Origin of the sequence: Mucilaginibacter sp. CAU 1740, from assembly GCF_039839285.1 — a bacterium.
GTDB lineage: Bacteria > Bacteroidota > Bacteroidia > Sphingobacteriales > Sphingobacteriaceae > Mucilaginibacter.
Window position 1 is genome coordinate 1 of record NZ_JBDOQS010000012.1, and the last position, 12,470, is coordinate 12,470.

General features: G+C 46.4%; 14 protein-coding genes. 10 read left to right on the forward strand and 4 right to left on the reverse strand.

The window, feature by feature from the left end:
- From AAFN85_RS22915 to AAFN85_RS22950, 8 genes are all read left to right on the forward strand, one after another.
- The coding region (locus tag AAFN85_RS22915; RefSeq protein WP_347530009.1) for an ATP-binding protein at positions 1-229 on the forward strand (229 nt) is incomplete at its 5' end.
- A gap of 422 nt (positions 230-651) precedes the next feature.
- The gene (locus AAFN85_RS22920; protein ID WP_347530011.1) at positions 652-1,860 is read left to right on the forward strand and encodes a zinc-dependent alcohol dehydrogenase; all 1,209 of its coding nucleotides are present in this window, start codon (positions 652-654) and stop codon (positions 1,858-1,860) included.
- A 15-nt stretch (positions 1,861-1,875) separates the two neighbouring features.
- Complete coding sequence (locus tag AAFN85_RS22925; protein ID WP_347530012.1) at positions 1,876-2,985, forward strand: NAD(P)-dependent alcohol dehydrogenase; 1,110 nt, start codon at positions 1,876-1,878, stop codon at positions 2,983-2,985.
- A gap of 2 nt (positions 2,986-2,987) precedes the next feature.
- Positions 2,988-3,833, forward strand: coding sequence for an SDR family oxidoreductase (locus AAFN85_RS22930; RefSeq protein WP_347530014.1), 846 nt, complete (start codon positions 2,988-2,990; stop codon positions 3,831-3,833).
- Between the two features lie 30 nt (positions 3,834-3,863).
- Entirely contained in the window at positions 3,864-4,661 is a 798-nt protein-coding gene (locus tag AAFN85_RS22935; protein ID WP_347530015.1) for an alpha/beta hydrolase, read from the forward strand.
- A gap of 1 nt (position 4,662) precedes the next feature.
- Complete coding sequence (locus AAFN85_RS22940) at positions 4,663-5,670, forward strand: SDR family oxidoreductase (RefSeq protein WP_347530016.1); 1,008 nt, start codon at positions 4,663-4,665, stop codon at positions 5,668-5,670.
- 11 nt (positions 5,671-5,681) lie between these two features.
- A complete protein-coding gene (locus tag AAFN85_RS22945) occupies positions 5,682-6,200 on the forward strand; it encodes a DUF4142 domain-containing protein (RefSeq protein ID WP_347530018.1) in 519 nt (172 codons plus the stop codon).
- Between the two features lie 6 nt (positions 6,201-6,206).
- A complete protein-coding gene (locus AAFN85_RS22950; protein ID WP_347530019.1) occupies positions 6,207-6,590 on the forward strand; it encodes a hypothetical protein in 384 nt (127 codons plus the stop codon).
- A 42-nt stretch (positions 6,591-6,632) separates the two neighbouring features.
- Here AAFN85_RS22950 and AAFN85_RS22955 read toward each other — a convergent pair whose 3' ends face one another.
- The 4 genes from AAFN85_RS22955 to AAFN85_RS22970 are packed head-to-tail and all read right to left on the reverse strand — an operon-like array spanning position 6,633 to position 10,147.
- Positions 6,633-7,874, reverse strand: a complete 1,242-nt coding sequence (locus AAFN85_RS22955) for a M23 family metallopeptidase (protein WP_347530021.1) — start codon at positions 7,872-7,874, stop codon at positions 6,633-6,635.
- Positions 7,871-8,857 (reverse strand): SDR family oxidoreductase, encoded by a 987-nt coding sequence (locus AAFN85_RS22960; RefSeq protein WP_347530023.1) that lies wholly within the window; start codon positions 8,855-8,857, stop codon positions 7,871-7,873. The genes AAFN85_RS22955 and AAFN85_RS22960 overlap by 4 nt, the downstream gene beginning before the upstream one ends.
- A 22-nt stretch (positions 8,858-8,879) precedes the next feature.
- The gene (locus tag AAFN85_RS22965; RefSeq protein WP_347530025.1) at positions 8,880-9,374 is read right to left on the reverse strand and encodes a hypothetical protein; all 495 of its coding nucleotides are present in this window, start codon (positions 9,372-9,374) and stop codon (positions 8,880-8,882) included.
- Positions 9,374-10,147 carry a Ku protein gene (locus AAFN85_RS22970; RefSeq protein WP_347530027.1) on the reverse strand — a complete coding sequence of 258 codons (774 nt, stop codon included), beginning with the start codon at positions 10,145-10,147 and terminating at the stop codon, positions 9,374-9,376. Before AAFN85_RS22970 ends, AAFN85_RS22965 begins: the two co-directional genes overlap by 1 nt.
- A gap of 329 nt (positions 10,148-10,476) precedes the next feature.
- Between AAFN85_RS22970 and AAFN85_RS22975 the strand changes: the two genes are divergently transcribed.
- Both AAFN85_RS22975 and AAFN85_RS22980 read left to right on the forward strand, forming a co-directional pair.
- Complete coding sequence (locus AAFN85_RS22975; RefSeq protein ID WP_347530028.1) at positions 10,477-11,202, forward strand: DUF3891 family protein; 726 nt, start codon at positions 10,477-10,479, stop codon at positions 11,200-11,202.
- A gap of 45 nt (positions 11,203-11,247) precedes the next feature.
- On the forward strand, positions 11,248-12,465 hold the full coding sequence (locus AAFN85_RS22980; protein ID WP_347530030.1) for a DUF2252 family protein: 1,218 nt from the start codon (positions 11,248-11,250) through the stop codon (positions 12,463-12,465).
- Positions 12,466-12,470: the final 5 nt, after the last annotated feature.

A 12,470-nucleotide genomic window follows, 5' to 3' on the forward strand; every position in this document is an offset into this window, starting at 1 on the left:
CATATCAATTAAAGATCAGGGTATTGGTATGTCGGCCGATACGATGACGTCAATTTTTGATAAATTTTACCGCGCCGAAGATGTCAGTAAAACCCACGCCGGATTGGGTATGGGGCTTTATATCACATCAAAAATTGTGACCGACCATGGCGGTAAGATCTGGGTGGAAAGTAAAGAGAATGAAGGCTCTACTTTCCATTTCAGCTTGCCTTACTGTGAGATTGCCTGAGTTTGCTTTAACTAAACCAAAAACGGCGATATTCATTACCATCATGGCCTCCGGAAGTTTCAAGTTAATTCTCTTCCCACCTTTAATATTGTAATTTTAAAAGTCAGTCTCCGAAATCGCGACCTGTATCATCATTGATACTAGGTTGTTATAATTCTTCTCCTTCTTTAATATAGCACGTCTTTCTTCCCTCGACTTCAACTTTTCGTTTTTTTTAAATGTGAAGTTGAAGAAAGAATTAGATAATCGTCAGATTCCTGAAATTGGCAATGCTTTCACGCACTCTAATACCTTCCATTTGAATTCGTATCTAATCCTACTACTGATTAATTGTTGGAGCTATTGATTTATTTATATTGTAAATTAAAAAACAAATAATTTCACCTAAAGTTAAACTAATACATTAAAACTTAAATTCTCCTATGAAAGCAGCAGTATTTCACAAACCCGGCGATATCCGATATGATACCGTTGAAGATCCCCGATTAGAGCAGGATAACGATGTCATTTTAAAAGTCACTTCTACGGCCATCTGCGGTTCCGACCTGCATATCCTGAGCGGCGGCGTACCGCAACCAAAACCCATGATAATGGGACACGAGTTTATGGGCATTGTTGAAGAAGTTGGTAAAGGCGTAACCAAATTAAAAAAAGGCGACCGCGTGGTAGTACCATTCCCGATATCCTGCGGGCATTGCTTTTTCTGTCAGCATGATGCTTCTCCGGCCTGCGAAAATTCCAATTATAAACATTATGGGCCTGACGGTGATATGGCCGATCAGAAAGGCGCTGCGCTATTTGGGTATACTGACCTGTACGGAGGATATTCCGGTGGACAGGCGGAATATGTACGTGTGCCTTATGCGGATATCAGCCCGAGGATTGTACCGGATAATATGACCGATGAACAGGTTTTGTTCCTGACAGACATCTTCCCTACCGGCTGGTCGGCAATCGATTGGGCGCAGTTAAAAGGCGGCGAGGTTGTGGCCATATTTGGTTCCGGCCCTGTTGGTTTGATGGCACAGAAAGCAGCCTGGATCAACGGCGCAAGCCGCGTAATCGCTATAGATCCATTGAGTTACCGTTTAGAAAAAGCCAAAGCTGTCAATAAAGTGGAAACACTTAACCCTGATGAAGTAGACGTTGTAGAAGCCATCCGTGCTATGACCGGTGGCCGCGGTGCGGATGTTTGCGTGGATGCAGTAGGCTTTGAACCGGAACGCAACATTATAGATAAGGCAAAAGCCCTGATCAATTTTGAGGTAGGTAGTATGAAAGTACTGGATATGGCTTTTAAAGCCGTACGCCGGATGGGGACTGTTTCTATTATGGGCGTTTATGGTTCAACGTATGATAATTTCCCGCTACATCGCCTGTTTGATAAAGGCATAACACTTAAAATGGGCCAGGCACCGGTATTAAATTATATCGATCACTTAATTGAATTAGTGAAAGAAGAAAAAGTGGTATTGGATGATATCATCACCCACACCTTGCCCTTGAGCGAAGTGACACATGGTTACGAGATCTTCAATAAAAAAGAAGAGGATTGCGTGAAAGTGGTATTGAAACCCTGGGAACAGAAAAAACCAACGGATAATACCGAACCTGTAAAAATAGAAAACTAAAATACACACCTACCTATGGAAAATACAACAGCAGTGCTGGAAAAAATAACAGCTAAAGGCTATGGCGCATCGGGGTCATTAATTGGCGGTGAAACCCTGAAACCGATGGATTTTGAGCGCGATGCTCCGCAAGCCAACGAAGTTTTAATTGAAGTATTATATTGCGGCGTTTGCCACTCGGATGTGCACCAGGTGGAGAACGACTGGAAGAACACCATTTATCCCTGCGTACCCGGTCATGAAGTGATCGGGAAGATCACTTACGCGGGCGAAGCAGTCAGTAAATTTAAAGTGGGCGATATCGTAGGTGTAGGCTGTATGATAGACAGCTGCAAAAGCTGTTCGGCATGCCACGAAGGAGAAGAACAATTTTGCGAACACCCGCATGGGCCAACCATGACTTACAACGGTTATTTTGTGGCCGATGGCAGCGGTTACAACACCTTCGGCGGGTATTCAAACAACCTTGTCGTAAAAGAGGATTTTGTCTTGCGCATACCCGAAGGGATGGACATCACCAAAGCAGCGCCGATCCTTTGTGCCGGCGTTACCACCTATTCGCCCTTAAACCACTGGGGCGTTAAAGCCGGTGATAAGGTAGCCGTAGTTGGTATTGGCGGATTGGGCTACATGGCCGTGAAAATTGCCAAAGCCATGGGCGCTGAAGTTACTGCCATCACCACCAAAGAAGAAAAACGCGGACCGGCCCTGGAACTTGGAGCTGATGCTGTGATCGTTTCAGAAAACGAGGAGGAAATGAAGCAGTGCGAAAAATATTTCAATTTCATACTGGTTACCATTCCGGATCCTTTCGACGTGACACCTTATATCAACCTGATCCATCGCCGTGGTTCGCTGGTTACCGTTGGTCTACTGGCACCTTATAAGGCCCCCTTGAATAACATGATGATAGCCAGCCAGGCACGCAGCGTAGGCGGCTCGCTCATCGGCGGAATTGCCGAAACACAGGAAGTGCTGGATTTTTGCGCCGAGCATAATATCCTGCCTGATGTGGAGCTGATAGATATCGAAGATATTAATGAGGCTTATAAAAAGATCAAGGATGAGGATGTACGTTTCCGTTATGTGATAGATCTGGCATCCCTTGACAATAAAATTAGTTAGTAATGGCAAAGACCCCAGCAAAACAGAACAGGCAACCAGGCATCGAAGCCAAAATGGACCCGGCACCGGAATACATTAAAAGCGGCTATAACGGCTCAGGTAAGTTAGCCGGTAAGGTTGCCCTGATCACCGGTGGAGATTCAGGCATTGGTCGTGCGGTAAGTATTCATTTTGCACGCGAAGGAGCTGATGTTGCTATCGTTTACCTTAATGAAGATGTAGACGCCGATGAAACCAAACGACTGGTTGAAGCTGAAGGCCGGCGTTGCCTTTTACTAAAAGGCGACGTAAAAAAAGCTGCTTTTTGTAAAAAGGCAGTCGGGAATACAGTTAATAAATTAGGCAAACTGAATATCCTGGTTAACAATGCAGGGATGCAGTTACCTCAAAAAGATCCGAAATCAATCGATGAAAAACAATTGGAAAATACCTTTCGAACCAACATCTTCGCTTATTTCCATTTTGCCAACGAAGCATTGGAGTATATGGGAGAAGGTGATTGCATCATCAACACCACATCGGTTACCGCCTACCGCTCCTCGCCCAGCCTGATCGATTATTCTTCAACTAAAGGTGCTATTACCAGTTTTACACGCTCGCTGGCCACTAACCTAACCGATAAAAAGATCAGGGTTAATGCCGTTGCGCCGGGCCCTGTATGGACGCCGCTGATCGTAGCAACTTTTGACGAGGAAAAGATCAAAAGCTTTGGGAGTGAAACTGCTATGAAACGTGCCGGTCAGCCTTCGGAGCTGGCACCTGCTTACGTATTCCTGGCCTCGGAGGATGCGTCTTTTATTACCGGGCAGGTTATTCATGTTAACGGCGGAGAGGTCGTTAACGGTTAAACAACAAAAACAAACATCAAATATCATCCTATGAAAACCATCGTATTTATTCACGGCATGTTCCAAAACCCAAAAAGCTGGGAAAATTGGATCGCTTATTTTAATGAAAAAGGCTATAACTGCATAGCTCCGGCCTGGCCAATGCATGTTGGCTCCCCTGCCGATCTGCGGGAAAACCCGCCCGCCGGTTTAGGCGATCTACACCTTCAAACTATTGTTGATGAGATAGAACGCGTAATAGCATCCTTGCCCGAAAAACCGATCCTGATTGGTCATTCTGTAGGCGGCCTTATCGTACAGATCCTGGTTCAAAAGGGACTGGCAGAAATTGGCGTTCCTATAGATTCGGTAGCACCTAATGCTATGCTGGCGTTCGATTGGGGCTTTATGAAAAACAGTGCGCTGATCGCTAATCCGTTTAAAGGGAATGAGCCTTTCTTTATGGATCTGGAAAGTTTCCACGGTTCATTCTGTAATACCATGAGCATTGAAGAAACAGAAGTTGCTTTCAATGAAACTGCCACCCACGACAGCCGGAACGTATTACGCGATTGCATGGGCGAGGCCGGTCACATAGATTTAGAACTACCGCACGCGCCGCTGTTGTTTATTGGCGGCGAGGAAGATGAGATCATTCCTTACGAGCTTAACGAGAAAAACGCCAAAGCTTATACCGATGAGATCAGTATTACCGATTTTAAAGCGTTTCCAAACCGCGGGCACTGGATTTGCGGACAGGCCGGCTGGGAAGAAATAGCGAATTACATTAGCGAATGGCTGGCTGAACATGCCAACCATCAATATAAGCTTACCGAAACCGAAAACTAACATGAACGAAGAAAATAAAATGAGTCGGCGACAGGTAGTTGCCGGCTTAGGAGCTGCAATTTCAGCGGCCACTGTTTCGCCTGCATTGGCAGCCACAGGAACGTCAAACAAAACGATTGATGGTCCTGCGAAGATAAGCGATCCAACTAAACTTTATCCAAAACCACCATATAAGAGCCAACCCCAGCCATGGCCTGGCCTGCAAAGCAAAATGGACCCGGTACCTGATTGCGGTGAAACAAGTTATAAAGGTTCGGGCAGATTAATGGGACGAAAAGCCCTCATTACTGGTGGAGACTCGGGCATGGGCCGTGCGGCAGCTATTGCTTACGCACGCGAAGGTGCGGATGTAGCTATCAATTACTATCCTACCGAAGAGCAGGACGCTCAGGAAGTGATCGCCCTGATCAAAAAAGAAGGGCGCAAAGCTATCGCTATCCCCGGCGACCTGCGCAGCGAAGATTTCTGTAAGCAACTGGTGCAAAAAGCGATCAGCGGCCTTGGTGGTCTGGACATTATAGTTAACAATGCCGGCAGGCAGCAGTCTATCAACTCTATAGTAGATGTTACTACCGAGGAGTTTGATGCTACCATGAAAACCAATATCTACGCGCCATTCTGGATCATCCGTGAGGCATTGCCTCATTTGCCTCCGGGTTCAGCTATAATCGGTACTACCTCAGAGCAGGCCTATGATCCGTCGCCGGATCTTTACGCCTACGCGCAAACCAAGGCTGCTACCATGAATTATGTGAAATCCCTTGCCAAACAATTAGGCCCAAAAGGTATCAGGGTTAATGGCGTTGCACCAGGACCAGTTTGGACCGCTTTGCAAATCAGCGGTGGCGCGCAGCCCGAAAAACAACAGATGTTTGGCAGTTGGACCATGTTGGGCAGGCCAGGGCAGCCTGCGGAACTGGCTTCCATTTATGTACAATTAGCAGCATCCGATGCCAGCTTTGCTTCCGGGCAGATTTATGGCGCATCCGGTGGTGTTGGTCAACCTTAATCCAGATGAGCATGAAAAAAGCGATTTTTATTTCACTCCTGTGTATTACCGGTTTCACCGCCCATGCACAGATTCCGCAGCCCGATCCTGATACAACGGCTCAACATTTCCTGATTGTTGCCAGCATCGGTAATTTACAGGAAGCAAGTGTGGGCCAGCTTGCTGTACAAAAAGCCAACCTCGCCGACGTTCGTTCTTTTGGCCAGATGATGGTTAAAGATCATACCCAGGCCGAACAGCAACTATTACAGCTGGCTAAAAGCAGGGGTTATAACCTGCCTGCGGCAGCAACCGGTGGTATTCAACCCGATCTCAACCTGAAAAATGCTACGTCAGATTTCGACCGGTTATATGTACACGGTATGTTGGCAGGGCATAATAATACGGTACAAACTTTTGAAAATTATGCCGTGAACGGTAAAGATCCGGCGGTCAAGGCGTTTGCGCAACAGCAACTCCCTGCGCTCAAAGCGCACCTGGCAGCTGTAAGAGCGCTCGATGGAAAAATAAAAGATCAGGTAGCACAGTAAATTACTATGAAAGAAGAAAATATCAAAACAGCCGCACGCGTGCTGTTAGGTACAAGCCTGGTATTAGCAGGTATCAGCCATCTTACTTTTGCACGAAAAGATTTCCGGGCACAGGTACCTAACTGGGTTCCGCTGAAAAAAGACGATACCGTTATCTACTCTGGCTTTGCTGAAATTGCACTGGGTGCGGCTTTGGCGCTCAGTCCTAAACATACTGAAAAAACTATGGGAAAAATTGCCGCGGGTTTCTTCACCGCTGTTTTTCCGGGAAATATAGCGCAATACACGCATAACCGGAACGCTTTCGGGCTTAACACATCCAACAAAAGGTTAGCGCGGTTATTTTTTCAACCGGTTCTTATCACCTGGGCGTTAAAAAGTACGCAATAGTTATTGCACTTTCGAAAAAGCAATTTAACACAGTGCCGGAATTTATTTCGATGCTGTGTTTTTTGATGAGGATATTTTGGTCCAACCTGTTTTATCTCCAAAACCTATAAGCTGATAACCTTTAAATATTCCCTTAACGTTAACATTATCTTTGGTATTAAGCTCGGTAATTTGCGATGCATTGCTGTCTGGCGCATCATATAATGGTTGGCGGTACCGGATAGTTTCGGGAAGATCAAGAAGTGGTTTTACTTGCGCGGCATTAACAAATGCCGATCTGTTATCGGGATAAATAACTTTATATGAATTTCTTGTAGCTGCGCTGATGGTAACCGGGATATCATTGTAACTTGCCATACTTGCCAGCTTATTTAGGGGTGCGGTTAAAGCGGGTGGATTTTCATTTTGAGGCTTGACAAATAGAAGCGGGTCAATCGCACCCCCGCCTGTATAAATCCCAAAATGCAAGTGCGACGGTGTATTTTTCGCATTACCGGTATTCCCGACAAGCCCAAGCGTATCGCCGGTATTAACCTGCTGCCCGTTGTGTACCAGTTGCGCATCGAGATGGGCATAATACAAATTATAATCACGGCCTTCAGGCCGCATAAATACAACCAGGCCACCGAGGGTATTTTGCCCTACGTTGGTAACCGTCCCTTTTTCGGCGGCTATCGCCGGCGTTCCTTTGGCTGCAAAGATATCTATGCCTTCATGTTTGCGGGTATCCTCATCCCTCCCCTCGCCCCAAAAACCTCCTATCCTTGGATGCCCGGTGGCAGAAACCGGGAAGTGCAACGCTGGCCCGATATTAATGGTGAGCGTATACTCTCCGCCCCTGAGCAATTCGGGCTGAAGACGGAGTATATAATTGCCGCCGGTTTTTACTTCATAGCTGATCATCGTGCTGTCCGCCGGGGCAACGGTTTCGCCGTTCAGCATCAGGTCGGCATAAATAATAAAGCTCACCGGTTTTTTGGTGATCAGAACCGAGATCTTCTGTCCGCGTTTCAAATCAAAGTCAAACGCTGTTGCGGTTGCTTTATCTGCCGCGAAATAGCCTTTTTCCATGTAAGGCAAAGATATTTTTAAGGGGGCTGCTAATATCGTTTGCGACGTGCTGAGCCACCCCGAGCCCAACGCGGTATTCGCCAGTCCTGCGTCGGCAAGGTGCCGGGCATATTGATCATGCGGAGAAAGTTTTTGAAAAATAGCCAGCGGCCCTTTGTGGCTACTGCAGGCAAAGCAGCATAGCACCAATCCCATCAGCAAATACTTTTTCATGGTCGCTTACCTTTAGTCAGGTAAAACCCTAAAGCAAGCCCAACACTCAACGCACCTACAATATATTTACGGTGAGTTTTTGGCTCTCCCGGCAGGCCGAAGCCGCCGTTCGTTGCCATCCCGTAATCTACGGTGTTGTATAGGTTGCTGCTTGTCGATGCAATTGGATCGGCACTTTTAAAATAGCGGCGCATCACAAATCCCGTTGCTTTGGTCATCAGTTCCGGGAATAGCGCATGGGCGAATTTTAACCCGTAGGATACGCTACCTACGTAAGTATTGGCATCCGGCTTTTTTGCAATCGCAACCATAGCCTGTGCTACTCTTTTCGGGTCGTAAACTGGAGGTGCCGGTTTTAAGACTTTACCTGTATAATTTGCCGCGTGTAAAATGCCTGGCGTGTCCAAAAACGCCGGGAATAGGTCACATACATAAATTTCCGGCCATGGAGTAAGCTCGGCCTTCAACGCTTCCGAAAAACCGCGCAGGCCAAACTTGCTGGCCGTGTAACCCGCGCCGTACGGCACCGGTAAAAAACCGCCAATGGAGATATTGTTGATCAGGACACCATGGCCCTGGGCTTTAAACAGCGGTATTACCGCATGCGCGCCGTTCATATAGCCTAACAGGTTGGTTTGTACCACTTGCATATGAATCTCTATAGGCGTTCTGTCAAAAGGGCCGGCGGCCAATACACCTGCATTGTTGATCCAGGCGTGCAGCCCATTCTTCCAATCATTAGCTGTATTTGCAAGGCTAATCATCGCACGCGGATCGGTAACATCCATAGGAACAACCAATACTTCCGCTCCAAATTCCAGGCATTCTTCTGCAACATCATTTAACGCGTCTTCATTCCTCGCTGCCAGCACCAACGCGGCATTTTGCTGCGCGAACGCTAATGCGGCCGCCCGCCCCGCGCCACTGGAAGCACCGGTTATAACAATTGTTTTTCCTGCTAATTCGTAGTTTGGTTTGGACATGATGTTGTTTATTTTGATTTTTTTATAACGATTTACCGTAAGGTGCAGCTTCTATTTGCGGGTTTTCATCCTCATTCGCCAGTATTAAACGGTAAGTGATGGTAGCGAAAACGGCGAATACGATATGTGCGGGAATGCGCTGGATGTAATATTTTTCGAAATTAACCCAGGGCGGTAAAGGATGAACTTTAAATGTAGCCTTCCAGATCAGGATACCTAAAAAGCCGCTGATAGCACCCAGCATGATCCCGTTCCTGATAGTATGTTTGATCTTACCGCTTTCCCAAAGCTCAACATATACAGCGGCGAAAACTATGCCCATGCCATAATGAGCGGCCCAGCCTGCAATTACCTTGGCATGTTTTGACATACCGGGTGCAACCCTGCCGATCATGGTGGCCAGGTGTTCCGGCTCCCGGAAATTTTCGCCGGCAAGTATAGACATCAAGTAGCTGGACGCTGTCATGAAGTTTGTTCCCATAAATCCGCTCAGGAGTACTTTTTCTGGTTTGTTCATTACGCTCCTTTTTTAGCCTGTAAACTGCTCATCAACTGCTCGTACAAGTCGTCGCTTTTTGCTTTGGCAGGTTTGAGTTTTTTAATGGTCGGCCGTTTGCCTTTAGCTTTCGCTTTGATCAGTTCAAGTAATTCGGTATGGTATTCATCCTTGTATTTCGACAGGTCGAACTTTTCGGCATACTGGTTAACCAGCGCCAGGCCAACGTCCAGCTCTTTTTTGCTCACTTTTACTTCGCCGCTGATATTCAGATCTTCCTGATCGCGGATTTGTTGCTCAAAGCGAATGCGGGTAACCACCATGCTTTTTTTTACCGCATGAACCACGCAAAGGCTTTCGGTGCTTCGTAATACAAATCTGGCCACGCCGGCCTTTTTAGTTTGCTGCAGGGTTTGAAAAAGCAGCGCGTAAGCTTTGTTGTTTTTGGTATCGGGTTCGGTGTAATAAGATGTTTCGTAGTACATCGGGTTGATCTCTTCGAGGTCAACAAAACTTTCTATTTCTATTACCCTGCTTTTTTCGGGCGCGGCAGCCTCAAAATCAGCATCCTCCACAATCACATACTCATCGTTATCCAGCTTGTAGCCTTTAACTATCTTATCATAGGGAACTTCTTTTTTGGTATGCTCATTTACCCGCTGATATTTGATATGTGCATGATCGCGGCTGTCCAGCATATCCAGGTCAAGCCCCGAGGTTTGCACCGCCGAATATAATTTTACAGGGATACTCACCAGACCGAAGCCGATAGAGCCTTTCCAGATAGCCCTCATGGTTTTATGGTTTTAATGTGATCATTCGCTTGATGCGGGTGATGGCTCTCTATTTCATCGGCCAACAAATGCAACACCGGCTCTTTGAGGTTGCCGGGATTATTGCAAACCCTGAGGTACTCATGCGGATCAGGCTCGAAACTGGCAACCCAGATTCCATCCTTAAAACTTTAAACTTACAGGTTTCGCCGCTATGGTGCAGGTATTCACCCACCTCAAAGCGCTGCACCTCTTTATCCACACTAATCGTTACCGGAAAATTGTCCATATTAAAGTATTTGTTTTTACAACTATTGTGAGCGGCTTTTGTTTAGCAACAATAAGCATATATGATAGTTAACTATACCAAAAACGGATGGGAGGTAATTACGCAAAGAGCACACGGAATGCTGGCGGCGCAGCTTGCTTCCCACTGGCATCATTCGGTACGTACCGAACGATGGCTGGAAACGCTGCTGGCCATTGCCGAACACGATGACGCCAGGGTTGAACCCGGCGATGGTGAATTGCTTACCGACCGGGGCGGCCCGGCCGACTTCAAAATGAAAGCGTTTGACCAGGGCCATTGCCAGCGCACTTTCGAGGCGTCCATCAGTAAAAGCCGCTATGTGGCCTTACTATGTTCTATGCACCTGGATTTTGTTTACGGCAGTCTATGTAAAAACAACCTGGAAGGTAAATCATTTATGAAAGCACAGGAAGCATTGCGAAAAGGCTGGCGGAAAGAACTGCATATCACCATTAAACAGGCCGAAAAGGACTACAGCCTGATGGAATGGTGCGACGCGCTCTCGCTGCTCATCTGTCAGCGGGAAAACCAGCCGCAAGGCCGGGCCGTAGAGATCAGTAAAGGCCCTGATAATGGCAACCACATGCTCACTCAGGATGAACCGGGCATATTGAAAATTACACCCTGGCCTTTTGAAGAGAGAGAATTTAAAGTTGCTTTTGAAACCCGGCTCATCAATCAGCTAACTTTTAAAAATAACGATGAGTTCCGGAAAGCGTTTTATGCTACAGAGGTGGTTGAAAAATCATGGATCATTAAACATTAAAATCAAACGCTTGTTGCATGTTTACCATATGAACCGGTACCATCCATGTCCACATTATCCGAACGATTGATTGAATTTAATAAAGGGCGCCTGCCAGAAATGGTGGCGCTGAAATATGAAGGTATGGCCGAAAACCATTTCCGGTTTTTCAGGGGAACCTGTCATTTATTTTATGAGGACTTAGCTAAAGCCTCACCATTACCACTTTCCCCGTTAGGCTGGATTTGCGGTGATCTGCACATAGAGAATTTTGGCAGTTATAAAGGCGATAACAAGCTGGTTTATTTCGACCTGAATGATTTTGACGAAGCCGTACTCGCGCCGGTTTGCTATGAGTTAGCCCGTATGACAGCCAGTATTTTTATTGCTTTTGACAACCTTGGTTTCGAACCGGAAAAAGCTTTAAAAATGGCTCAGCTATTTATCCGCGATTATGCAAATACATTGGTTAACGCAAAAGCGATAAGCATAGAACCGCGTACAGCCAGGGGAATTGTAAAAGATTTTTTGACAAGGGCAGACAATAGCAATGAAAAAGACCTGCTGAAAAAGCGCACCATCAGCAAAAAGCGGAAGATCATTCTTTCGCTGGAAGATGAGCGCCATTTCAAACTCGACAAAAAGTTGAAAAGCGAGTTGAAAGCTCACATCAACGAGTGGGTACAAAACAGTAATGATGGCCCGTACAATTACGAGGTGGTGAGCACCGTTTTCCGCCTTGCGGGAACTGGCAGCATCGGCGTAAAGCGTTACCTGTTCCTATTAAAAAGCACCAACACGAAAAACAAATATCTGCTGCTGGATATGAAGCAGTCCATGCAATCATCCGTTTACCCCTATCTACCCGTACAACAACTGGATTGGCCTAACGAATCGGAACGGATTGTCAATATTCAAAGAAGGATGCAACATGTACCGGCTGCTTTGCTAAGTACAACTACATTCCGCGACGACACCTTCGTGATCCAGGAACTGCAACCGGTTAAAGACACTATTAAATTTAAACAATTAACCAATTACCGAGATATGTACCAGGTGATCAGCGATATGGCAACGCTCACGGCTTCTTCGCATTTGCGGAGCGGCGGTATGCAGGGTTCGTCCATTATCGACGACCTGATCGCTTTTGGCAAATCGGAAGAGTGGCAGCCATTATTGATTGCTTATGCTGAAAACTATGCGACCAAAGCAAGGGCAGATTACAGGCAGTTTATGAAGGATTACAAAAAGGGCTTGTTTAAGCCCAAACCTGAAAATATTTAAAGATA